Raw genomic sequence first — 22,716 nt, 5'->3', positions numbered from 1 at the left:
TAGCTCAAGCCCGGGCTGCTTTGCCCAGCGTGCTTTCAATCATGCGCACCATTTTTTCGGCAGCGCCTTCAATGGCTTGGTTCAAATTGGGACCATGGTGTTTCAGACCCAGAGGTTGAAATCCGTCCAAACGCACTTCCAGGGTGCACTGGATACTGTCTTCTTTGTTTTTCTTGCCCGCGTTTTCATCGCTAACATGCACTTGAACTCGGGTGATCTGGTCGCTGAAGCGGGCCAAAGCAGAGTTGATGCTACTGCTGGCCCACTGAGCCCTGGCTTCTGTGCCTTCAATGTAGTTATCTGTCTGAAACTGAACCTGCATTTTTTTCCTTATGAACACAACCACGTTGGTTATCGGCCATCATAGTGAACCGTCTTCATCCGTCCGCAGACTCCTGTCAACCAATTCAGCCATGAAAATCAAGCTTTTCATCATCACTGGAGCCTCACGCGGCATGGGCTTTTGCCTGGCCGAACAACTGCTGGCGCCTGGGCATAGCCTGCTGTGTATCTCGCGCACAAGTTCCATTGAATTGGCGAACGAAGCGCATCGGCGTGGTGCGCAGTTGCTGCAGTGGACCTCCGACTTATCCGACCCCCAACCGGCCGCAGCGCAAATCTGCCAGTGGCTGCAAGTTCAGGACCCCAGCCTGATTGACAGCGCCAGTTTGATCAACAACGCCGGTGTCATTGCGCCACTGGTGCCGCTGTGCGCGTCAGACCCGGCTACTCTGGCCCAGGCACTGCGCGTCGGATTGGAGGCGCCCCTGGTTTTAACGGCTGCGTTTTTGGCCAGCACCCGGCAATGGTCTGCCAGTCGCAAAGTGCTGAATATTTCTTCCGGCCTAGGGCGCCGACCCATGGCGTCGCAATCAGCCTATTGCGCAGCCAAGGCGGGTATGGACCATTTCACCCGTTGTCTGGCGCTGGACGAGGCCTCAGAGCCCAATGGGGCCAAGGTTTGTTCGCTTGCTCCAGGCGTGATCGATACCGATATGCAGTCCCAGTTGCGCAGTGCCAACCCGACAGATTTCCCGGATCAAGACAGTTTCATGCGACTCAAAGCCAGTGACCAACTCACCAGCGCGCATGATGCAGCCGCCAGGGTGCTGGCGTTCCTCCAGAGAGACGACTTCGGCAGCGAACCGGTGGCTGATGTGCGCTGTTGATAGCTTTTTTTTCGAAATAGCGGCAACAGTCATCTCCTGAATCAGGCGTTTGAGTGTCTGCACGACTAAGATGGATCTGCGATAAATTTTTTCAACTAAAGAGGAGACATTAATGAGTCGTGAAGTTGTCGTTGTAAGCGCGGTACGAACTGCCATAGGCACCTATGGTGGAAGCCTCAAGGATATTGCGCCAACCGAACTGGCCGCCCAGGTGGTACGTGAGGCATTGTCTCGCGCTCAGGTTGAAGGCAAGGATGTGGAGCATGTGGTCTTTGGCCATGTGGTGAACACCGAACCCAAAGACATGTATCTCTCGCGTGTGGCGGCTATCAACGGTGGCTGCCCCGAATCCACGCCGGCGTACAACGTGAATCGACTGTGCGGCTCAGGGCTGCAGGCCATTATTTGCGCCAGTCAGTCCATCTTGCTGGGGGATATCGATATCGGCATTGGTGGCGGCGCCGAGAACATGAGCCGCGCACCCTATGCCAGCCTGAACATGCGCTGGGGCGCGCGCATGGGCGACACCAAGATGATCGACATGATGGTGGGTGCGCTGAATGACCCGTTCCATACTATCCACATGGGCATGACGGCCGAGAACATAGCAGCCAAGTGGGGCATCAGCCGTGAAGATCAGGATGCGCTTGCGGTTGAAAGCCACAACCGCGCCCAGCGCGCCATTGAGGGCGGCCGCTTCAAGAGCCAGATCATGCCAGTGACGCTGAAAAGCCGTAAAGGCGATGTTGTCTTTGATACCGACGAGCACTACCGCGCCAACTGCACGATTGCAGACATGGTCAAGCTAAAACCCGCTTTCATGAAGGAAGGCGGCACCGTCACGGCAGGCAACGCATCCGGCATCAATGACGCAGCTGCGGCGGTGGTGGTCATGGAAGCGACCGCAGCCAAGGCGCGGGGCCTCAAGCCCATGGCGCGTTTGGTAGCTTACGCGCACGCCGGTGTTGACCCCAAGTACATGGGCATTGGCCCGGTACCCGCGAGTCAGATGGCTTTGAAAAAGGCTGGCTTGACGGTCAACGACATGGATGTGATCGAGGCCAATGAAGCTTTCGCAGCCCAAGCCTGCGCAGTCAGCCGGGATCTCGGCTTTGACCCAGCCAAGGTCAACCCGAACGGTTCAGGCATTTCATTGGGCCACCCGATTGGTGCCACCGGTGCGCTGATCATGGTGAAAGCACTCTATGAGCTGGAGCGCATCGGCGGCCGCTACGCGCTGGTAACCATGTGTATTGGCGGTGGGCAAGGTATCGCAGCCATTTTTGAGCGCCAGAGTTAAAGCACACGCGACAAACCCCACAAAGGGCCCGGCTGAAAAATCGGTCGGGCCCTTTGTGCTGCTCGTGCTAGCCGCTTTGACTGGTTTGATCGGGTTTCCGGTCTGGCCACAGGCCATGACATTTGATGACGCCTGGGCGCGCGTCAAAGCCGGTTCTGACCAATTGGCCGCTGCGCAGGCAGCGGTAGACAGCAAAAGCCTTCAATCCACCGCACTGCAGGGCCTGGGCGGCCCGGTGGTCAGCCTGTCGGGTGCCGCCTACGCATACCACGCCAGCCTAGACTTGAGCCTGGACCCGATCAACCAGAAGTTATCTCAGATCAGCCAGCAATTGCCCCTGCCCTTGCTCAATACGCTGAGCCAATTGAACCTGCCGCAACTGCCAGCCAGCTACACGCTGGACCGCCAGACGACAGGTTCTACCCAATCAGTCGCGGCCATGTGGCCGATTTACATGGGCAGGGTGAGCGATACGGTGCGCGCGTTTTCTGCCGCACAAGGCAGTGAAGCCCAAGCCGATGCCGACAAGTCAGGCCATGAGCTCGCCACTCTGCTGGTGCAGCGCTATTTCGGCGCGCAACTGGCCGTCAAAGCAGCCACGCTACGCCAGACCGCCTTCAAGGACATGGCTCAGCACGATGCGGCCACCGCCAAGATGCTCGCGGCAGGCGTCATTTCACGGGTTGAACGCTTGCAAGCCCAAGCCGCGCTGGAAGAGTCAAGGCGCAATGCCCAGCGGGCGCAGGACGATGCCGAACTAGCGGGCGTTGCGCTGGCGCGTACCGTCAAGGCCGACGCCCCGGTGCAGCCGCAAACGCCCCTGTTTGTCATGAGCGCGCCTACCGAGCCACTGGCGTATTTTCTAAGCCAGGCCTTGCAGCATCACCCCGGCCTGGCCAAGGTCAGCGCCAAAATTGAGCAGGCCGAGCAACTCCACCTTGGCCAGGAGGCCCTGCGCAAGCCCCAGGTGTTTGCGTTTGGCCAGCGCGAGCTGAAAACCGGCAGCGCCAACTGGGTGGCCGGTGTGGGCGTGCGCTGGACGCTGTTTGACTCGGTGAATCGCGACGCGCTGGCAGCGGCGTCCAACAAGCAAATTGAACAGGCTGAGCACACGCAAGCCCAGGCCCGCGACGACATCAGTTTGCTGGTTGAAAAAAACTGGCGCTCGGTGGAGCAGACGCGCCAGCAATTTCTGGCCACCGCCACCGGCATTGAACTCGCCCAGGAGGTGCTGCGCCTGCGCACTGCGGCCCTGCGTCAGGGTACCGGTACCGCGCTGGAGCTGATGGATGCCGAGGTGAACCAGGCCAAGGTACACACCGAGCGCGCCCAGTTGGCTTATGAGTATGTGATGGCGTTGGCCCGGCTGCTGGAAAGCTGCGGCTTGTCTGACGAGTTTGGCCGTTATGTACGCCAAGCCGACCTGAAAGTGTATTGAGCATGAACAAGACAAACATCGCAAAAGCTGTCGCCGCAGTGGCCTTGGTGGCCGTGCTGGGGTATGGCGTGTGGCGCGCCGCACAGCCTGCGCCGCTGGTGTTTCAAGGGCAAATGGAAGCCCGCGAAACCGACGTGGCCCCCAAGCTCAGCGCCCGCATTGTCGAAGTGCTGGTCAAGGAAGGCGACCAAATCACGGTGGGTGCGACCCTGATGCGCACCGACAGCCCCGAGGTGACTGCCAAGCTGGCCCAGGCCACCGCCGCCCAGGAAGCCGCACAGGCCGTGGCCGACAAGGCACGCAACGGCACCCGTCCGCTAGAGTTGGAAATGGCCCGCCTGCAATGGCTGCGCGCCCAAGCCGCGGCTGATCTGGCCCAGACCTCTTTCAAACGGGTGGACGGTTTGGCCCGCGAAGGCCTGGTGGCAGACCAAAAGCGTGATGAGGCTGACACCAATTACAAGGCTGCGCGTGATCAGGCGCTGACCGCCAAGGCCCAATACGACATGGCCCGCATTGGCGCGCGCCCGGAAGACAAGGCCGCCGCCAACGCCCAGGCGCGCCAGTTGGCCGGTGTGGTGGCTGAGGTGCAGGCCGCGCAAGCCGAGACCGAACTCAAAAGCCCGGTGGCCGGCGAAGTGGCCAAGGTGCTGGCCAAGGTGGGTGAGCTCTCACCCCAAGGCGTGGCAGTGGTCACCGTGGTGGACCTGAGAGACCAATGGGTGGTGCTCAATGTGCGCGAAGACCATTTGCAGCGCTTTGCCAAAGATAGCGAATTTGACGCTGTGCTGCCCGCGCTGGGCAACCAGGTGGTGCGCTTCAAGGTCTATTACAGCGCGGCGCTGCCAGACTTTGCCACCTGGCGCGCCACCCGCGCAGGGCAAGGTTTTGACGCCCGCACCTTTGAAGTCCGGGCGCGCCCCAGCACACCGATTGACGGTGCCCGACCCGGCATGAGCGTGCTGGTTGAGTAGCGTATTGACTTTGCACATTGTCTGACACCATGGCATTTGTGCCTGCCCTGATAGCCAGCTTGCGCCGCGAGGCGGCCTGGTTGCGTGCCAACCCCTGGGACTTGGCCATGATTTCCTGGGTGCCGCTGCTGGCAGTCGCCATGCTTTGGTGGACGTTTTCAGCCGGGCTGCCCACCCGCCTGCCCATTGGCGTGATGGACCAGGACCGCTCGGCGCTGTCGCGCCAACTGCTGCGTTTTTTGGATGCCACGCCGGGTCTGCAGCCGGTACAAAGTTACGCCAGCACGGCCGAGGCCACGCAGGCCTTGCGCCGGGGCGAGGTGTACGGCGTGGTCAGCATTGCACCAGACTTTGCCAAAACGCTCAAGCAGGGTCAGGCCGCGCAAGTCACCTTGTTGCACAACGCCCAGTTTGGACTGCATTCCAGCCTGATTCAGCGCGATGTACGCACCGCAGTGGCCACCTTGTCCGCCGGGTTGGAACTAACGGCACGCCACAAGCGCGGTGAGAGCGCACTGGCGGCGCAGGTGGCCATGGAGCCGATCAAGACCCGTCTGGTGACGCTGTTCAACCCCGCGTTGAACTACGAACAGTACCTGGCCGCGGCCTTGATACCGGCGGTGTTGCACATTTTGGCCATGACGGCAGGGGCTTGGACGCTGGGGCGCGAGCTGCGTGACCGCAGCCTGGGTGACTGGCTGGGCCCCCTGCCCGGCTGGAGCCATACCACCGGGGCTTTGCTGGGCAAGCTATTTTGGCCGCTGTTGGCGCTGGGCACGGTGGCCACATTGGCCATGCTGGGGCTGACATGGGGCCGTGGCTGGCATCCGCAGGGCTCGGTGGCCTGGGTGCTGCTGGCGCTGTGGGTGTTTCTGGCTTCGTCGTTGGCCATGGGGGCGTTTGCTGCGTGTGCATCGCGCTCATTGCGCATGGCCTTGTCGGCCACCGGTTTCATCACTGCACCGGCGTTTGCCTTTGGCGGTGTGGGTTTTCCGCTGCAGTCGATGCCGGTGCTGGCACGTGGATGGGCCGAACTGCTGCCCTACACCCACTATGTGCGGCTGCAAATGGAGCAGCTGCAAATGGCCGCTCCATGGTCAAATTCGGCTCTAGCCCTTATGGTGATTGCGCTAGCAGCTATTTTATTGATAGTACTTTGCGTGCCACTTCTGATGCGCACTGCCAAGCAACCCGCCAGCTGGGGTGGCCGCTGATGGGCACTGCCCGTCAAATTTGGGCGGCCTGGCTGGCCACACTGAAGGCCGTGGCGCAAGACAAGGGCGTGCTGCTGTTGCTGGTGCTGGCGCCCCTGCTGTACGGGTTTTTTTACCCCTGGCCGTACCAAACACAAGCCGTGACCCGGGTACCGGTGGCGGTGGTGGACCAAGACCACAGCAGCCTGTCGCGCCAAATTACCCGCTTTGCCCGCGCCAGCCCCGCGCTGGACGTGCGCTTGGTCACAGGGGACGAACGCGCGGCGCAGCAAGCGCTGTGGCATGGCGAGATTGAAGGCTATGCCGTACTGCCGCCCGACCTGAAGCGCGATGTGGTGCGGGGCAGTGCGGCGGTGGTCACGGTCGAGGCCAATGGCAGCTACGCGCTGCTCAACAAAGCGGTTCTTTACGGCTTTGCCCAGGCGGTGGGCACGGTGTCAGCGGGCGTGGAAATCAAAAAGCTGCAGGCCAGCGGCCAAAGCGCCCTGCAAGCCCAGGCCAGCCGCAGCCCCATCAACACCCAGATGGTGGCGCTGTTCAACCCGACCGAAGGCTATGGCAGCTATGTGGTGCCCGCCGTGGCCTTGCTGATCATCCAGCAAACCCTGCTGATGGGCGTGGGCCTGCTGGTGGGTTTGTGGGCCGAGACCGGCCAGCACCGCGCTAAGCCCGCCGTCTGGCTGGGTCGGATTCTGGGCTTTTCAACTGTGGGTTATCTGAGCGGTCTGCTGTACTTTGGCTGGATATTTTGGGCGCAGGACTTTCCTCGCGGCAGCAACCCGGGCGGGGCGCTGGTGTTGCTGGCTTTTTATGTGCTGGCCATTTGCACTCTGGGTGCCTTGCTGGGCGTGTGGTTTGGCAACCGGGAGCGGGCTTTGCAGGTGCTGCTGTTCACCGCCTTGCCCCTGGCTTTTGTGTCAGGGTTTTCATGGCCCTCTGAAGCCTTGCCTGAGTTTTTGCAGGCTGCGCGTTGGCTGTTTCCCAGCACCGCAGGCATTCAGGCCTCGTTGCGGTTGAACCAGATGGGTGCGCCCTTGCGTGATGTGTGGCCGCATCTGTTCGCGTTGACGGTCATCACCGTCGTCGCGGGTGGCTGGCTGCTGCGAGTCTGTGCTTTCCGACCCCGCACCGGCAGCGGCACCGCCAATGCCGCTGCCGGAAATGACTTTGATCGAGGGTGAAGGTGGACCAACTTTCGCCTGAGTCTGCCGTGCTGCGCGCTGCCCTTCACGGTATAGGTGAATCGGTACTTGACTCAGTGGCTCTCATGGCCGCGCCTAAGCGGCCAGGCACAGGCGGATTCAACCTGCAACAACTGAGCAAGTTCGACGACATGCGCCTGTTCGACCTCCAGGATGGATTCCAACATGCGGCGTGTGGTCGGATAGGCATCACGTAAAAAAACGATGAACTGGCGGTAATCGTCCACGAGCAGGTGCGCGGCTATCAGGTTCTCGCTGAGCATGTCGGTCACGGTGGGGTCGTTGGTATGTTCGGCACGGCACTGTTGCAGGAGCTTGTCAGGTGTGAAGTCAGGTTGCCCGCCCAGCAGGACGATTTGTTCGGCAATCAAGTCGGCATGGCCCTGCTGATTGTTGGAATGGTCCAAAAAATCCCAAGCCGCGGCGTAGGAGCGCGCGCTTCGCGCCAGAAAGTGATGGCTGCGGTAGCGCAATAGACACACGATGGCGTTGGCCATGGCGTCATTAAGCGTACCCAGCACCTCATGCTGACTGGCACTTCCATCCATGGGCCAATGGCTCATGCCAGGAATCGTCGGAACACGCTCAATGGCCGTGGTGAACTGGATATGTGCGCTACGAGAAGTCATTCGGTTCCTTGCGAGCAGTGGTTGCGCGGATCGAGTTGCCAAGGCGGGAAAAGCCATGCGCACAGACGCGCAACTTACTTTGGGCCCAGAGTAAGTGCCGCGCGGTATGAACTCAGTGCGTTGGCAGACAGACTGCCAAAAAAAGCAGCGATGAAAAGCCAGTGAACTGTAAGCGCTCCACAAACCCCAGACTTACAAATCACTGCCAACTTCGGCAAGCTTGCGCCATCTCAACTCAGATGGAAAAACGGACATGCAAGCACGATCAACCTCATTTGCGCAACACGTTGCAACGGCCTGGCGCGAAGGAGTCACCATGGCCGCATATGCCAAAACGCATGGCCTCGCAGCTTCAACCCTGTACCGCTGGCAACAAAAGCTGCGCCAGACCAAAGCCACTGCAATTGACGCAATTGCCCTGACCCCCTCACCCGCCAAACCCGAAGCCCTCGAACCCACTGAGCCCGAACCGGCGCAAGGCAAATTCATCGCCCTACGCATCCAAAGCGCCCAACCCCGGTGCAGTGCTCAAACAGCTGTTGCGCCGCAGAAGCACCGGTGCGCGACACCGACTATGGCGCCGGTTATGCCAACACCAACACCAACACCAACACCAACACCAACACCAGCGACAGCGACAGCGACAGCGAGCCCAACGCGCGTCGCTGCAGTCGACAACCTGATACCGCCCAACTGCACCCTGCTACTGGCCGGTGGCATACGACTGGAGTTACCAACGCGCCCAGACCCCCACTGGCTGGCAGCCCTGAGCCACTACGCACAGGCAGCGCACTGATGCACCCGGGCTGCAACATCGATCAGGTCTACCTGTGCCGTGAACCCATTGACTTCAGAAAAGCCATCAACGGCTTAAGCGCACTCGTTGAGCAGGAACTGGGCTTATCCCCCTTTGCCAGCGCGCTGTACGTCTTCACCAACAGACGCCACACCCAGCTCAAAGCCCTGTACTGGCACCGCAACGGATTTTGTTTGTGGCAAAAGCGTCTGGAGGCCGATCAATTCGCCTGGCCGGTGGATGCAAAAGCGCCCACTGCGAGCTGCAGTTTGCATGAGTTTGGCTGGCTCTTGGAAGGCTTTGATTTGTCGAAAAATACACCTCATAAAACACTCAATTTTGCGCGTGTTTCATAGGGGAAACGGCTAAAATACAGCATGTCTTTTAGCTCTCTTGAAGCCACCTTTTTGCCACTGGAAATTGTCTTCCCGAAGCCGCAAAAAGTGTCGGGTTTACCGACCACTTCAGACCAGCTTGAAGCCCTGCTGTCAGCCACTCAGGCGGCCTGTGAGAAAGCCGCACAAGAGACCTATCAAACCAGCCTGGCGGCCATGCGCCTGCAAGCTCATGAATACATCATCCGCATGCTTGAGCAAGCCACCTTGGCCAGGCACCGCCTGTTTGGTGCCAGCTCCGAGCAACTCAGCGCCCAGAGCCGCTTGTTCGATGAGGCTGAAGTTCTGGCGCAACTCAATCCTGGGGCCCAAGACCAGGCCATCATCCCGCCAGCAACGTCAATAAGCCCTGAAGATGGCGTTGCTACTCAACCAGCCCGACCCGTGGCTCGCGGCAAACGTCGCCCATTGCCCGCAGAGTTGCCCCGTGTGGATGTGATTCATGATGTCCCGCAAGCTGATCGCATCTGCCCTTGTGGCACCGAGATGGTGGAGACAAGGCCAAGAGGTCAGCGAGCAAATCGACATCGTGCCGATGCAAGTGCGTGTGATCCGCAACATCCGCAAGCGCTACGGCTGCCCGGCCAGTGTGCATGCGCCTGTCACGGCAGCACTACCGCCCCAGCCACTGCCCAAGAGCAACGCCAGCGCCGACTTTTTGGCCATGCTGTTGGCCGCCCGAGTTCGTTGATGGTTTGCCACTGGCGCGCTTCGAGCATGTTTTAAGTCGCCACGATGTGGTGGTGCCGCGCCAAACCCTGGCGCGCTGGGTCATTGGCTGCGCAGGCTTACTGCAGCCGCTGCACAACCTGACGCGTGACATCTTGTTGGACTGCAGCTTGCTGCACATGGATGAGACGGTGGTTCAGGTGCTTAAAGAAAAGGACAAGGCCCCCACGTCCAACAGTTACATGTGGGTGCAAACCGGGGGTCCGCCAGACAAGCCGGTGGCGCTTTATGACTACGACCGCAGTCGCAGTGCGGCGGTGCCGATTCGCCTGCTTGAAGGCTACAAGGGTTATTTGATGACCGATGGCTATGACGGCTACAACGCGCTGGAGCGTGGCGGTGACATCATTCGCCTGGCATGCTGGGCGCATGTGCCAGTGCGGTGATCTATTCACTGGTGCAGACGGCCAAAGCCAATGGACTGGAGCCCTATGCTTGGCTGCGCCGGGTGCTGCGCGACTTGCCAGCGGCCAATACGGTTGAAGCAGTGGAGGCGTTGCTGCCTTGGAATGTGCGCAGAGCAGATTTGGCGGCCAGAACGATTCCTTGAGCTACTGGGGTTGATGGAGCGCTTACGGTTATTCACCTTTGCGACGACTGTACGCAACTTGTTATCGCTCTCTGCGCGCATCAACAACTCGGACAATGGCTGGGTATAAAGTGCTCGGAAAAGCGGTGTTTCAATCACGTGGGCAACTAATTTCTGCCAGTCAATTTGGTCGAAATGGATATTACCCAACAGCTTGCTCTCGATGCCATATAGGAACACGTCGCCATTAGGCTTGATAGTCACATCCAGTCCATTGGCCTGAGGGGACTTATTCAGGCTGCCGAAAGTGAAATGCTTGTTAACTTTGGACTCGATCGCTTTGATGTACCCTTCTAGGTCTAGGTAACCTGGTGGAGTGCTTGGAGCTGGATGCACCAAGTTTTTGTAATCAATACTATAGAGTTGATCGCCCACGACCAAGGCATCCTCCAGGATGCTCTGCGGCTCGACTCTCGCGCTTATGCCCAATTTTTCAAGCTCGCCCAATAGGTATCTGCGAGTAAAGTCACGATCGGTATCAATCGATCGAAATGAGAAACTCAGCCCGGACGGTCGGCGGCGCTGAAAGTAATCTAGGCTGAAACCATGAGCGCGCCATTTCACTTTTTCAATATGGTGGCTGTCGGCGCTCAGTCGGATGTTGCAGGAGTCGCCATTGGCCAACAGGATTTGATTGGTGGTTTCGTACAAATCCAGCATCTTGTCATGCGGGAAGAAACCACTAGTTATGAACTCAAAGCGCCTGCCGCCTTTTGACAAACCAAGGATCTCATGGAAAACCTTAGTATTGTTAAGAGGCTCTCCCTCTCCACTGATGGATATGCGCTTTACATCCGGCGCATTGATCAGCGTTGAGAGATTCTCACGTCCCAATGCCGAGAGTTCCATGCTCATACCTGTCTTGTGCCTATCTGCATACATACAGAAAGAACAGCCGATGCCGCATACTTGTGTAATGTCGATGTATAAAAGGTGCCCTTGGAGATGCATTAAAAGCCTCAGTCTAACCTTGCGCTAACGCGTAGATTTTTGTTGTAAATGAGTGGTACGGGTGGCGGTGGCGAATGAAATTTACGCGAACTGGTTCAGTTCGTCTGACCGGATCGTTCAGCGCAAGACTTTTTCTGGCCATCCATTTATAAACACCGAGCCGTCTTTTTGCAGGCGAACCTCAAGCACACGATCAACTTCACCTTCGCTTTCAATCCGTGCGTCGTAACGCGCTGTCAGGTAATGGAATTGTTGATTCGTAGAGCCCGACCAACGGCGACTATGCTCAGGTAAATTCGCCTCATACGGGCCATCTACCAACACATCCGTGTAACGAAGTAGTTGATCAGCCCCAGGTAACTGCAACACATCAAGCTCGTGTTTTGTATATCCACTGAATACCATCACCGATAGCCCCAGTGACTGCGCTCCTTGCGCAACGACAGCCAAGCCTTGTGCTTGCAACAGGGGCTCGCCTCCGAGAAACGTCACTCCTTCAAGAGCATGCGCATGATGCGCGTTTGCCAGCCAGTCCAGAACTGATGAAGCCGAAACAAGCTCACGCTCAACCAGGTACAGATACGTTGGGTTGCAGCAGCCACGGCAACGCTTGTTGCAACCTTGCACCCACAATGCAGCTCTTCGTCCCGGCCCTTCTGCTTCTGTGCAAGGTAGACGAGATGCCAAGTTCATCCAATGCACAACCTCACTCCAGCTCGAATAATAATTTGCCACCTGCAATATGAACCTCGATTACCTTGCCCCGGATCTGATCAGGAGCTGCCATTTGTTCAAATAGAAAATCGGCTAATGGGTCAATCAGTATATTGGTAAGTGCGTTGGGGACGCCACGACCGCCCGTTCCGCGATCCACCTCCCTAACCAACAAAGCCAATATCTCGGCCTCTTTGACCAGTTTTAAGTCCGAAACACCCCATTTGTCCTTCAGCCCTTTGCGCAGTGGCTCCAACTTGGCGCGGGCGATATCAATCAAGAAGCTATCGTCACGCATGAAGTTAAAAGGAATGATGTTGGCTTCGCCAATACGCCCTAACAACTCTGGACGCTTTAACTCATGCACAAAATGCCGTCGCACTTTTTGGATGAACTCATTACGCACATCCTGGCTTTCATGGCTGACTTCGGCTGCGCCAATGTTCGAGGTAAAGACGATGACGGTATCCGAAAACATCACTGTTTCGCCCTTACCATCCGTCAAGCGCCCATCTTCTAGAATTTGCAAAAACTTGTCGAGAATGCGGGGGTGTGCTTTCTCAATTTCATCGAACAGCAACAGGGAAAATGGTCTTTGCTTAACTGCGTTGGTCAACTGCCCACCAGCTTCGTAGCCCACATAACCTGGCGGAGCACCCACCAGCCGCTGGTCAGCATGCTCGTGATTGAACTCGGACATATCGAAACGAAGACAGGCCTCTTCGTCGCCGAAGAGGAACTCGGCAATAGACTTCGCCAGTTCAGTTTTGCCGACGCCCGTAGGGCCGACAAAAAACAACACGCCCTTGGGAGTGCGTTGCTTATATGAATGTTGAAGGCCCGAAAGTCCCGTGAAGGCACGCACGAGGATGCGTCGTACCGACTCAATGGCCTCTCCTTGACCTTTGACGCGCTGCCCTAGCGTTTCGACAATCGTCTGAAGCTTTTTGTGATCCAGCTGCTCCCAGGGACTGTGCCTGCGGCCATGGCGATACAGGTTGAGCAGAGAAAGCGCACTTGAGACTTCAGTTTCCTGACGTGAAAGTCGTGCCAAATTTTGAATGTCGCGAATACTCTGGCCTTCCAGGCCATCCACGAAGTCAGACAGCTCCCGCCCGCCTTGCTGCAAGGGAGGCTGCAGCCTAAACACTTCTTTCAACCCGAGCACAGCAGATTCGCGAATTTGCCGTGTCGGCAAGGGAATTGCTATTTCTTTAAACAGGGGATTATTCAAGTAGAGCGATGGCGGCAACACATTCAAGCCTCCACACAGCAACACCAGCAATGATTGAGGCTGCCCGATGCTTTCAGGATTGCGAATCACTGCGGCATCACGGGTAGCCTGCCCCAGGCGCAGCAGCCATCCGCGCTCGTTTTCACTCAACGAGTTGACGTTACCAAACAAATATTGAGTCCAGTCCAAGACAAAAGCGACTGGCTTTTCGGCACGCGGTTGTCGCAGCCATTGCGCAGCAACAGCCAGCAAGTCATCCGCGCTTGCCGAAATGCCGCTGGATGCGGGGCTCGGCACTGATGTAGGCGGAAATTCGCCCATGTCATAGGCGCTCCCCTTGGACGTGCTTTCTCTCACTGCAGGTGTCGTAACTGAGCTTTGCAATTCCCCCCAAGTCCTCGCATCAACGCCGCTAACACCATTGACGCGGCTCCAGAAAACCACATGCTGATACCCACGCTGACGCAGCAGGTTCATCAACGCGGTCGGCAAAGCAATCCATTGCCCTGGCGCTTCGGGATCGGGTGTCAAATCACCCGTATTGCCGTGCAAAATCAAACCGCGCCGTATGCCGCATTCGCGGCGAAAGTCTTCTTGCCAAGGCAACAAAGCTGAACTCATTTGCTTCTCTCCTGTGTAGCATCAGGGTAAGGGCGAGCATCCTGATCCTGATCATCGGGATTGACCCAAATCACGCGTTTATCGCTCAGGCTGATGCCGTAAGCATCTTGTAGTGTCGCCATGATGGGTGTGACATCTTTCTCGCAAGTTTTGCCCTTGTATTGATGAAATTTGTAGCTGAGATGGCCGCTCAAGTTGACGCGAAAGTCTGCCTGCGCACCAGCAGGGCGACGAGCGCGAATCAGCACTTCGTCTTGCCCTTGCGATACAAGATGCTCTGGCCCATCTACGACAAAGCCTGCTTGCTGCAGTGACAAATAAACCGCCCGCACCACCTCACGGCGCTGGCTTTCATCTACGGCCGCTTCATCTTGTTCTTGCGCCAGTTGGTTCAGGACTTCAGCCTGTTCTTTAGGAGCCAGCCCGGTTGCATTCGCCAACGCCTCGCGCAACTTAGCGGCGCGTTCGCCGCCGTTCTTATTCGCTTCCTGCTCCAACTGCGCTCTTTGCAGCGTCAGTGCATCAGTCACCGCCTCGCGCTGTACCCGACTTTTCATTTCCTGCAACTGGCGTTCAGCGTCGGCCTCATACCGCTGCTGAACGTCGAGCAAGGCGGCTGAAATTTGCGCCGATGTCATGTTGTTGGCAGCATTACCAAGTAGTCGCTCGCGTAGTTGTTGCAACTCGGCAAACGCGGCGTTGAGTGCGACAGGTGTGCTCCAGCCGCTCAAACCTTCGCGCCATGCTGTTTCAATCTCTGCCTTCAGCTGCAACTGTCGTTCGGCCTCAGCTTGATGCGCTTTGCGGAATGAGTCGGCTGCGGCCAGCTCCGCGTCTTGACGGGAACGACTCTGCTCACGCGCAAATCGCGGTAATCCGTGAAATCGTCCACCTAAGGAACGGCTCATGTCTCTGGCAGCAAACGGGTCGGAATCCAGCAAAGTCTCCATGCGGTCAAGAGCGGAACTCAACTCACGAAACTCTCCCGTAACTACGGCATCTAGTCCTTGATTGATGACATCAGTCAATACGCTGCGGTAGCGATCAAGGAACGGACGCGTTGTCTCGCGCACACGCTGTCGATCAAGCTCTTGCTTGCGTTGCCGTTGAATTTGGTAGCGATATTCGTCTGCCCGACTCATGGTTTCATTTCCTTTGGTTTTTTTTATCTTGCTTCCGTGGATGTATGCTTGGCGCAGCGGCGGGCACAAGGCGCGAAGGCGCATATGACTTGGAATTTTGCGTGTTCAGGCCAAGCGACTGCGCTTTGTTTCGTAGGTTGATGTCATCACTAACAAACAACACTTCATTCAACCGGAAGAATAAAGCCGTTGAAAGAATGGCATGATCTGGTTGGTTGGCATCCCACTCTGATGGCAGCAAGGCCGTGTATTCTGTTTCATGGCGGATCTGGGTCGAGGTTGCATCCAACTGACGAATAGCTGCGCGCGCCTTGAACGAGCGAGTCTCATCTTCACTTGTCTTCAACCCATCCAATTCACTCAGTACACGATGCGGTACGATCGGAATGTCGTTGGAGCGCAGCTCCTGTAAAAGTTCAGGGTTTTCCATCAGAGCGCTAGTATCGAACACGACAACGCGATGCCCTATCTCGACCGGGGCCAGCTTCTCCTGCGCCAGAAGATTCCAGCTTTCCACTGCTTCATTCAACGCATCCCAGAGGGGCGATGATGTATCTAGAGCATGTAAATGCTCCGCAGCTTTCCGCCAAATGCGCACGGCCTCCAAGGCATGAGGGGTCAAGGTACGCACATCTATTTGGCTAATACGCGCCGCTTTCAATGCCTGATCGCCAATACTCCGGTAAACATTCTGAACCGCTTTCTCAATATCTTGCACCGGCTGCTGTATAGCGTGTGGGCCATACAGCTTCAACTCTTTGCGCTCCAATGCGTGTTCCAGCCACACTTGCCGCAATTCAACGGAGAGCAATTCTTCTGGAATTTCTGTGGAGGAAGGCAAGGCAGATCGCAGATTTGCCAATAATTCCAAGGCGCGAATGGGAGCAGCATGACGCAGCAGCGCGGCTTGCAGCGGCACAGCTTTGTCCGCAGACAACATCTGAGCTATCTGGTTCAAAAGAGAAACGACCTCTTCATGTTCAAGCTGACTGGGCGTATGCATCAACGACGTATCAAAAGCTTTCGCCAGAGATCCTTCCCACGCAAATTTCCAGTCCTTCCTATCAGGCCGCCACAAACCAATTGCTTGTACAGCAGGCTCAACCAACGTCATCAGACCGTTCAGCGGCTGTTTAGAACGCGTGGCAAGCCACGGCCAAACCGTTTGTCCAATTGCATCGACATCCCTCCATGCCACAGGCATGAAGGCAATGCGTGGGTCATCGGAGTGCTCGCAAGCGCTTTCTAAGTCTCTACGCAGCTTGGCCCAAAGCGCGGTTGAAGCTTGGTCGTTCAATGTCACCACCAAGCTACACGAGCGGGGTTGTCCGGCCCAATAGAGGCGGAGGTTACCGGCCACTTCTGCTTGAGCGCTCGCTCCGCTGATCTGCGGTAGAGTCAAGCTACGAAATCCCGTTATCATTCCTGCGGGGGTGGGCACAAGCAACGTGAACACGATCGGTTGTTTGCCATTAGCAACCAGCTCCGGTGCGCTCACTTCAGACGATAAAACGATGGTCGGTATTGCCGCATCCGCCGTCGCAACGCCTTGCGCAACAATGCACAAACGCGCTCTGGCTGCGCCCCCATAAATTGCAGTAATGGGGCGGGCAGTGCGGGCCTCTCGTAAAACAGAAGAGTCAATGACGGGCAGCAAAGCATTCGGCTCGCTTGTTAGTGCATCAGCAAGCAGAATTTCCCACGCCAGTTCGGATTGAGCATACTCCAACCAGCGCTGCAACGCAGCATCACGCGGGGCGCTCACGGCCAGTACACCGTCCTCGCTGCATGAGATTTCAAGTCGGCGCTCTAGCCCTCCCGCTGGCTGTACCACGGGCGCGATGCGATCTATAACTGTTGCAGGATTTTTCCAGTCATAAGTCTCCTGCGCTATCGCGCGTTCAACCAGCGGTAAAGGATTTTCCGGCCTCAAAGATATGTCTGCAGCGCTGATGCGGCGAGTGTTGCCTTGGCTCTGCAGCCCATCATCCTTCTTGACCGGTTTGATCTCATCTCCAATAGGGTCGTAGTGATGACTGACTTTGATCGTGCGCGAGCGCACCGGCAGACTATCGCTGCACAAGAATTGCAAGCCCTCAGCAGTCAATTCAAGCTCAGTTAGAGGTGCCTCGAGCGAATCCAGAGAGTAACGTTTAGGCAAAGCACCCAAAGCGGAAAGTTCAGATACGCAGCCTTCCAGCAGTTCACGCACATCGCCTGCGCCCAGTTGATCGCGGAAAACACCCAGCAAAGACAAGTTCTGCTTGTCAGGGAAATGCCGCCCAGGATCACAAAGTCGCAACACCATCCGTTCGAATACCGTGGGCTTACGCTCGGTGTGATAGGTCACATCGGATTCAATGCGATACAAGGGCAAGGGAACTAAAATTTCTATCAGCTTCATGAGCGGCCTCCGCGATTACCATACTTGTCGCCCTTGGGTGCAGCCGTCCGATTGGGTGGAGCATTTAACCTGCCATGCTGCTGTTGTGGCTGCTGGGGCAGCATGTCGGGTGACATCAACTGCCTTGCCGGAACCAACCGTGCATCGCGCTCCAGTTGATCCAGGATATCTTTGTAAACGGTTCGCTTCACGCTGCCTGCACTGTCCATGCGCGGCAAATCCACCTCATAGGATGCATACATACTTCTCGCACCGAAGACGATCAGCAGCTCCTGCGCGCGTGAAAAAGCCACATTAATAAATTCAAATCGAGCGACATTGGCCTTGCTGGAACGACGTCTGGGCTGATTGCCCGAGCGCAAAGGGTCGTATCCATCGTGGCGCACCATACTGACCAGCACGATCGACTTTTCCTTGCCCTGATAGCGAATCACGGTATTGACTTCAACATCGAGAAATTCATATCGACCATTGGCTCCCTGTGGACGACGGCGGCGGATGGCAGCGCGAATTTCTCGGCATTGGTTGGCATAGAAAGACACCACGCCGACTTTGCGTTTTTTTAACCGAGAGTAGCCCTGCGCGGCAGATTGCCTCTCGATTTGCTCTAGCGTTTCGGCAATCAACTCCGCTTCCAGGCGATTGGTGCGCCGGGGCTGGTTGCCGTCCATGTCTTCACGGTGAATTTGGTTGTGCAGATTGTAGGTTGTGTCCACCCACAACGCATGGTCGCCCGGAGTGAGTAGAGGCGTGCCACCGTCCACATTCTTCAATGTCAGTCCGTGAACACGACGAAGTTTAGGATCTGGGTCATCGTCAGGCCGAAGGATGCCGCATTCCAACTGACCTTCGTAAAAAGGGTTCACCATCGCCATGATTTGCGGGTGCATGCGGAACTGCACATTGAGTCGTGCACGTATGGCTTCGTCCGCCATCTCGAAATGCGACTTGAACAACGAGGCTGTGACCATCTTCTCGAAACGGCGAAGGTTGTCGCGCGTCAGCAAGGTTTGCGCTCCTACAATATTGCCTGCGCTGTTTTCCTCCGTGTTGGTCGCTTCGTTTTCTTCTACTTCATCCATGAAGCTGCGGGCTTCGTCGCCCTCCTGAAATAGCGGCGGTAACTGGCGGTGGTCGCCCACCAGAACGGCGCGGCGCGCGCGCATCAGGGGCATCAGCAATTCCAGCGGCGTAGCCTTGCTTACTTCGTCAATGATGGCGACATCAAAACTCGTCTGCCCGACATCATCCAGCGTGCGCTCGTTTTCGTTGCAGGTAATGGCCACTACATTGCAGCTCGCCAGAAAATCCGCACCCAGATGCTGCCAGTCTTCTTCTGCGGCTTTGCTGGGGCTCAAATCGCGCATCCAATCTTCCAGCAACGGCCCCCATGTCTGGCGTTCATGTTGCTGGTTGGCCTGGCGCTGCTCCAAGGCCTTGACAACTTGGGCGACGGTTTCGATGCGCTGCGACAAATTCGCAGCAGGTTCTAGCGGCAACCGGTTGCCTTGCGTGATCGCCTCATCCTGCAACAGGGCCGCAATCTTCTGCTCATGCAGTCTGCGTTGATCGTCCCATTCATCCACCTTGCTTTGGGCGCTGCGCTCCTGGTTCCGCGCGCCTCGCACAAGGCCATCGTTCGGGGTTTCTGGTGCGGGCAGCGACAACTGAGTCTGTATTGATCGCTTTAGGATTTCGACAGCCTGCTCAATGACCGGTTGCGCACTCTCCAGCACACTCAGACAGGCATCCATTTCGTCAGCCAGTTGAGTCGGATTTTCAATGGGGGCGCACCATTTGAAAGCTTGGCTAAATAGGCCGTCATAACGGCTGCGCTCCAAGCCAACACCAGCTTGTTCCAACTCTTTGAGCTTCTTGCGCGTGGTTCTCCAGGCATCTACGAAAGCGTCGTCCTTCTCCATCTGCTCCTCCAAGGCTTTAACCTCGTTTCGGAGCGATTCAATGCGCAGCCGGGTGCTTGCATCCTGAATAGGGCCGTCCGCAGCTTCACGCAGACGGCGAACATCTGCAGCAATGGCTTCTCGTACGTTCGTGAAGCGCCGCCAAGCAGCCAGCATGTGTGCCAACATTTCGCCTCGGCTGCCTGCATGTGCCAGCCAATCGCCCATCGAAAATTTCACGACCAATCCTGCCTCCTCACAGGAAGCAAGAACTTGCGCCAAATTTCTGGCAGGTTGCTCCACATCACGCAAGTCGCCATGCAGCGTTTTGGCTTCGCCATGCAGCAGGGCCTGAACGCTATGCAGGCGCTGACGTTTGGCCTTTTCTTCATCCAGCATCGCGCAGGCAGCGTCATATGCCTGCAGAGCCTGCGTTGTCTGGCTGCGGGCCGATGCCAAGTCCGTTTCAAGCTGCCCGCGTCTGGCGTTCAACTCCTTCGCGTCGTGCGACACGAAAGTCGCGCGCTCATGCCACTCTTGCAAGAGACGCAAGTCTTTGTCACCGCGCTTCCATACAGCAAGACGGTCTTCGGTTTGCCCTGCCAAGGCCTTGTAGTAACGCTGCAAGGATGCCTGCCCCACAAAGGCCGCGCCATCTTCCGTCACCTTGCTTTCATTCCGTGCCAACCGAACTACGCGTAAGGAACCGTCATGCCCTAACCTATCCAACGCGTTGTCCACGGCGGTATGCGCCTGCGATGCCAGCAGCACCCGCTGCCCACGCCGCGCCAGTTGCACGATGGCTTCCGCAATCACAGTGGTCTTGCCCGTGCCCGGCGGCCCTTGAACCAAGCACAAATCCGGCGCAGAAAGAATCTTGACCACAGCTTCTTTCTGGGCAGGGTTGAGCTTGTTGTTGGCCCATTGCGTCACCGGCTCCAGACGCTGCGGCACGGACACTTGTGCTGCCTCGAACAGATAATCAGTCAGGTACGGTGCATAACCACCCTGTTCCTGCAACTGCCGCAACGCCTGTTGATGGCGTTTGATCAGGCTCATGTCGCCTGCCGTTGAAATGGACAGAAAGCCGGACTCAGGGATTTGGCTCAGAATGCGCACGCGCAAGGCCTCTGGCTCCTCGGTATTGGCGAGACCATTCGCGTCATCTTCGGTCAGTGAGACAGTCAATTCGGCAAGCACGGGAGCAAGCCAAGGACATTCCGGAAAGTTTTCGTCCTTGGGTAATTTCCTATCCTTCGGTAACGATGCTGGCTCCAAGAGTTTGCCCGCCTGCCCCAGCCGTGGAAGGCGGCGTTCCTCTCTTTCAGGCAATCCGAACACCCATGGATCTTTTGATTGCCCAGCCTGAAACGCCACCAGATCATCCCTCCCCAAGGCCTTGCGGTCTCGTTGCAAAGCCTGTGCGCTCTGTGCGACCAAGGAAAAAACCAACTGCTCGTCACGCCACTCTCGGCTGATGTAGCGCAAACCGCGCGCCTTGTGGCGGATGAGGCTTTCTTTCCATCGAAGGAATTCAGTCCATTCAGCCAACTGCTTTTCGGTTTGCTGCGTAATTGGCGGCAAGTCGGCCAATAATTGCGGCGTGAGCAGGCTATTGACGCGCTGAATGCGCTGCTGACCCGGCGTGGATTGCAGACTGTCATGCACGGCAAATGCAGTGACTTCGCGCTCGAAAGATCGTACTGGCAGATCGGCAGTCTCGATGAACCCGTTGATGATAAAGAGTGGCGCAGGGTGATCAGTGAGCCAACTTCCCGTGGCGATGAAGGCGCATCCTTCCGGAAAAGGCCAATCTCGCCCAGCTGCATTAACTCGAATCGCCATCTGTGCGTATCGTGGATTCTGCTTATCACGCTGCCGATTGGAAACATAGCCACTGATCGGCATGTTGTTTGGAAAAAGCAACTCATACAAAACTTCCGCCCCATCGCGGCCGTTGCACCAGTTTTTGAATGCCTGATGGCGGCGCTGAATATCGGCGATAGCCCGACTCATTCCTTTGTTATTCAGGTCAAGCGCAACATACAAATTCATCACAAACATAGCCTCTTACTTGCTGCACCGTTGATAAGCATTTCAAAGACCCAATTCACAGCAGCACACGGAAGTGCCGCTTATCCGCATCGAAGGACTTCAGTGTTCGGTACTCCATACCACTGGCCACCGCGATCTGCTGGGCGAAGTCCCTCTTGGTCTGCGCCACAGCATACTCGATCTGGTTATCGGTCTTCACTTCGACACACCTCGATTCTTACGTCCAAACCTCGTCCAGATTCTTCGCCGCCAGCAGCTTTTCTCGCAGCGCGTATCGCGACGACTGCATATTGACCTCGCTGTTCTCCGGGCGCGGGATCGGAACAATCGCCGTTGCCGCCCCCTTGAACTTGATCATGTACTTGCCCGTGTCGTTGTATGGAACGATGGTAAGCGCTCCATAAACCCCAACCTTGTAAATCACCGCCAACTTCGGCAAGCTTGCACCATCTCAACTCAGATGGAAAAGCGGACATGCAAGAACAACCAAACACATTTGCACAACACGTTGCAGCGGCCTGGCGCGAAGGAGTCAGCATGGGTGTATATGCCAAAACGCATGGCCTCGCAGCCTCAACCCTGTACCGCTGGCAACAAAAGCTGCGTCAGACCAAAGCCACTGCGATTGACGCAGTTGCACTGACCAGTTCACCCGAGAAACCCGCCGTCCTCGAACCAATAACACCAGAACTGGGGCAAGGCAAATTCATCGCCCTGCGCATCCAAAGCATAGAACCCCGGGGCAGTGCTCAGTCAGCTGTTGCGCCGCAAAAGCACCGATGCGCGACACCGACTATGGTGCCGGTTATGCCAATGACAACGACAGCGCCAACGACAGCGAGCCCAACGCGCGTCGCTGCAGTCGACAACCCGATACCGCCCAACTGCACCCTGCTACTGGCCGGCGGCATACGACTGGAGTTACCAACGCGCCCAGAACCCCACTGGCTGGCAGCCCTGAGCCACTACGCACAGGCAGCGCACTGATGCACCCGGGCTGCAACATCGATCAGGTCTACCTGTGCCGTGAACCCATTGACTTCAGAAAAGCCATCAACGGCTTAAGCGCACTCGTTGAGCAGGAACTGGGCTTATCCCCCTTTGCCAGCGCGCTGTACGTCTTCACCAACAGACGCCACACCCAGCTCAAAGCCCTGTACTGGCACCGCAACGGATTTTGTTTGTGGCAAAAGCGTCTGGAGGCCGATCAATTCGCCTGGCCGGTGGATGCAAAAGCGCCCACTGCGAGCTGCAGTTTG

The 22,716-nt window shown here is 57.1% G+C and carries 18 protein-coding genes and 3 pseudogenes; 12 read left to right on the top strand and 9 right to left on the bottom strand.

All coding sequences use genetic code 11. The features are described 5' to 3' along the window. Positions 1 to 4: 4 nt before the first annotated feature. The gene (locus tag BLL52_RS15020) at positions 5 to 322 is read right to left on the bottom strand and encodes an HPF/RaiA family ribosome-associated protein (protein WP_075587490.1); all 318 of its coding nucleotides are present in this window, start codon (positions 320 to 322) and stop codon (positions 5 to 7) included. Positions 323 to 413: 91 nt separating this feature from the next. Between BLL52_RS15020 and BLL52_RS15015 the strand changes: the two genes are divergently transcribed. From BLL52_RS15015 to BLL52_RS14990, 6 genes are all read left to right on the top strand, one after another. Further along, the gene (locus tag BLL52_RS15015; protein ID WP_075587489.1) at positions 414 to 1,169 is read left to right on the top strand and encodes an SDR family NAD(P)-dependent oxidoreductase; all 756 of its coding nucleotides are present in this window, start codon (positions 414 to 416) and stop codon (positions 1,167 to 1,169) included. A 112-nt stretch (positions 1,170 to 1,281) separates the two neighbouring features. Further along, the gene (bktB, locus tag BLL52_RS15010; RefSeq protein WP_075587488.1) at positions 1,282 to 2,469 is read left to right on the top strand and encodes a beta-ketothiolase BktB; all 1,188 of its coding nucleotides are present in this window, start codon (positions 1,282 to 1,284) and stop codon (positions 2,467 to 2,469) included. A 115-nt stretch (positions 2,470 to 2,584) separates the two neighbouring features. Continuing rightward, positions 2,585 to 3,907: a TolC family protein gene (locus tag BLL52_RS15005; protein WP_075587681.1), complete on the top strand. Its 1,323-nt coding sequence runs from the start codon at positions 2,585 to 2,587 to the stop codon at positions 3,905 to 3,907. Between the two features lie 2 nt (positions 3,908 to 3,909). After that, positions 3,910 to 4,881, top strand: a complete 972-nt coding sequence (locus BLL52_RS15000) for an HlyD family secretion protein (RefSeq protein WP_075587487.1) — start codon at positions 3,910 to 3,912, stop codon at positions 4,879 to 4,881. 29 nt (positions 4,882 to 4,910) lie between these two features. Beyond that, positions 4,911 to 6,095, top strand: a complete 1,185-nt coding sequence (locus BLL52_RS14995) for an ABC transporter permease (protein WP_075587486.1) — start codon at positions 4,911 to 4,913, stop codon at positions 6,093 to 6,095. After that, positions 6,095 to 7,276 carry an ABC transporter permease gene (locus BLL52_RS14990; RefSeq protein ID WP_075587680.1) on the top strand — a complete coding sequence of 394 codons (1,182 nt, stop codon included), beginning with the start codon at positions 6,095 to 6,097 and terminating at the stop codon, positions 7,274 to 7,276. The genes BLL52_RS14995 and BLL52_RS14990 overlap by 1 nt, the downstream gene beginning before the upstream one ends. Positions 7,277 to 7,350: 74 nt before the next feature. On the opposite strand, the gene BLL52_RS14985 is transcribed toward BLL52_RS14990, so the two are convergent. Next, positions 7,351 to 7,926: a ferritin-like domain-containing protein gene (locus BLL52_RS14985; protein WP_241839201.1), complete on the bottom strand. Its 576-nt coding sequence runs from the start codon at positions 7,924 to 7,926 to the stop codon at positions 7,351 to 7,353. A 253-nt stretch (positions 7,927 to 8,179) separates the two neighbouring features. Here BLL52_RS14985 and tnpA (BLL52_RS22030) point away from each other — a divergent pair. The 4 genes and pseudogenes from tnpA (BLL52_RS22030) to BLL52_RS22150 all read left to right on the top strand — a co-directional run. Further along, a pseudogene (gene tnpA / locus BLL52_RS22030) lies at positions 8,180 to 8,368 on the top strand (IS66 family insertion sequence element accessory protein TnpA); the annotation flags it as partial. A gap of 116 nt (positions 8,369 to 8,484) precedes the next feature. Beyond that, entirely contained in the window at positions 8,485 to 9,078 is a 594-nt protein-coding gene (tnpB, locus tag BLL52_RS20815) for an IS66 family insertion sequence element accessory protein TnpB (RefSeq protein WP_156876236.1), read from the top strand. Positions 9,079 to 9,099: 21 nt separating this feature from the next. Next, entirely contained in the window at positions 9,100 to 9,843 is a 744-nt protein-coding gene (locus tag BLL52_RS22155; RefSeq protein ID WP_198930644.1) for an IS66 family transposase, read from the top strand. Between the two features lie 11 nt (positions 9,844 to 9,854). Continuing rightward, a pseudogene (locus BLL52_RS22150) lies at positions 9,855 to 10,396 on the top strand (transposase). A 1,107-nt stretch (positions 10,397 to 11,503) separates the two neighbouring features. On the opposite strand, the gene BLL52_RS14940 reads toward BLL52_RS22150, so the two are convergent. Genes BLL52_RS14940 through BLL52_RS14915 form a run of 7 tightly spaced genes read right to left on the bottom strand, consistent with a single transcriptional unit; the run spans position 11,504 to position 21,896 of the window. Beyond that, on the bottom strand, positions 11,504 to 12,079 hold the full coding sequence (locus BLL52_RS14940; protein WP_198930648.1) for a 4Fe-4S single cluster domain-containing protein: 576 nt from the start codon (positions 12,077 to 12,079) through the stop codon (positions 11,504 to 11,506). 13 nt (positions 12,080 to 12,092) lie between these two features. Beyond that, positions 12,093 to 13,955: an AAA family ATPase gene (locus BLL52_RS14935; protein ID WP_075587484.1), complete on the bottom strand. Its 1,863-nt coding sequence runs from the start codon at positions 13,953 to 13,955 to the stop codon at positions 12,093 to 12,095. Then, positions 13,952 to 15,097, bottom strand: coding sequence for a coiled-coil domain-containing protein (locus BLL52_RS14930; RefSeq protein WP_075587483.1), 1,146 nt, complete (start codon positions 15,095 to 15,097; stop codon positions 13,952 to 13,954). The genes BLL52_RS14935 and BLL52_RS14930 overlap by 4 nt, the downstream gene beginning before the upstream one ends. A 4-nt stretch (positions 15,098 to 15,101) precedes the next feature. Beyond that, positions 15,102 to 17,501, bottom strand: coding sequence for a PIN domain-containing protein (locus tag BLL52_RS14925; RefSeq protein WP_075587482.1), 2,400 nt, complete (start codon positions 17,499 to 17,501; stop codon positions 15,102 to 15,104). Beyond that, a complete protein-coding gene (locus tag BLL52_RS14920; protein WP_198930647.1) occupies positions 17,498 to 21,466 on the bottom strand; it encodes an AAA domain-containing protein in 3,969 nt (1,322 codons plus the stop codon). The genes BLL52_RS14925 and BLL52_RS14920 overlap by 4 nt, the downstream gene beginning before the upstream one ends. Positions 21,467 to 21,512: 46 nt before the next feature. Further along, positions 21,513 to 21,656 (bottom strand): hypothetical protein, encoded by a 144-nt coding sequence (locus tag BLL52_RS21045; protein ID WP_173861774.1) that lies wholly within the window; start codon positions 21,654 to 21,656, stop codon positions 21,513 to 21,515. Positions 21,657 to 21,674: 18 nt separating this feature from the next. Beyond that, the gene (locus BLL52_RS14915) at positions 21,675 to 21,896 is read right to left on the bottom strand and encodes a hypothetical protein (protein ID WP_198930646.1); all 222 of its coding nucleotides are present in this window, start codon (positions 21,894 to 21,896) and stop codon (positions 21,675 to 21,677) included. Between the two features lie 35 nt (positions 21,897 to 21,931). Here BLL52_RS14915 and tnpA (BLL52_RS22020) point away from each other — a divergent pair. Together tnpA (BLL52_RS22020) and tnpB (BLL52_RS20035) are read left to right on the top strand one after the other, a co-directional pair. Beyond that, positions 21,932 to 22,105: pseudogene (gene tnpA, locus BLL52_RS22020) on the top strand (IS66 family insertion sequence element accessory protein TnpA); the annotation flags it as partial. Between the two features lie 131 nt (positions 22,106 to 22,236). Beyond that, positions 22,237 to 22,716: IS66 family insertion sequence element accessory protein TnpB (gene tnpB, locus BLL52_RS20035; RefSeq protein WP_139313413.1), on the top strand; the 480-nt coding region annotated here is incomplete at its 3' end.

Source organism: Rhodoferax antarcticus ANT.BR (genome assembly GCF_001938565.1).
GTDB classification, from domain to species: Bacteria; Pseudomonadota; Gammaproteobacteria; order Burkholderiales; family Burkholderiaceae_C; genus Rhodoferax; species Rhodoferax antarcticus.
Note: the sequence above shows the minus strand (reverse complement) of the source record. Positions and strands in the feature narration are given on the sequence as shown.

Bases quoted from the DNA above. Each gene is read 5' to 3' on its own strand.
- BLL52_RS15005 (WP_075587681.1), top strand. From the start codon at position 2,585: ATGACATTTGATGACGCCTGGGCGCGCGTCAAAGCCGGTTCTGACCAA.
- BLL52_RS15020 (WP_075587490.1), bottom strand. From the start codon at position 322: ATGCAGGTTCAGTTTCAGACAGATAACTACATTGAAGGCACAGAAGCC.
- BLL52_RS14990 (WP_075587680.1), top strand. From the start codon at position 6,095: ATGGGCACTGCCCGTCAAATTTGGGCGGCCTGGCTGGCCACACTGAAG.
- BLL52_RS14930 (WP_075587483.1), bottom strand. From the start codon at position 15,097: ATGAGTCGGGCAGACGAATATCGCTACCAAATTCAACGGCAACGCAAG.
- BLL52_RS14940 (WP_198930648.1), bottom strand. From the start codon at position 12,079: ATGAACTTGGCATCTCGTCTACCTTGCACAGAAGCAGAAGGGCCGGGA.
- BLL52_RS14920 (WP_198930647.1), bottom strand. From the start codon at position 21,466: ATGTTTGTGATGAATTTGTATGTTGCGCTTGACCTGAATAACAAAGGA.
- bktB (WP_075587488.1), top strand. From the start codon at position 1,282: ATGAGTCGTGAAGTTGTCGTTGTAAGCGCGGTACGAACTGCCATAGGC.
- BLL52_RS22155 (WP_198930644.1), top strand. From the start codon at position 9,100: ATGTCTTTTAGCTCTCTTGAAGCCACCTTTTTGCCACTGGAAATTGTC.
- BLL52_RS14925 (WP_075587482.1), bottom strand. From the start codon at position 17,501: ATGAAGCTGATAGAAATTTTAGTTCCCTTGCCCTTGTATCGCATTGAA.
- BLL52_RS15015 (WP_075587489.1), top strand. From the start codon at position 414: ATGAAAATCAAGCTTTTCATCATCACTGGAGCCTCACGCGGCATGGGC.
- BLL52_RS14935 (WP_075587484.1), bottom strand. From the start codon at position 13,955: ATGAGTTCAGCTTTGTTGCCTTGGCAAGAAGACTTTCGCCGCGAATGC.
- BLL52_RS14995 (WP_075587486.1), top strand. From the start codon at position 4,911: ATGGCATTTGTGCCTGCCCTGATAGCCAGCTTGCGCCGCGAGGCGGCC.
- BLL52_RS14985 (WP_241839201.1), bottom strand. From the start codon at position 7,926: ATGACTTCTCGTAGCGCACATATCCAGTTCACCACGGCCATTGAGCGT.
- BLL52_RS15000 (WP_075587487.1), top strand. From the start codon at position 3,910: ATGAACAAGACAAACATCGCAAAAGCTGTCGCCGCAGTGGCCTTGGTG.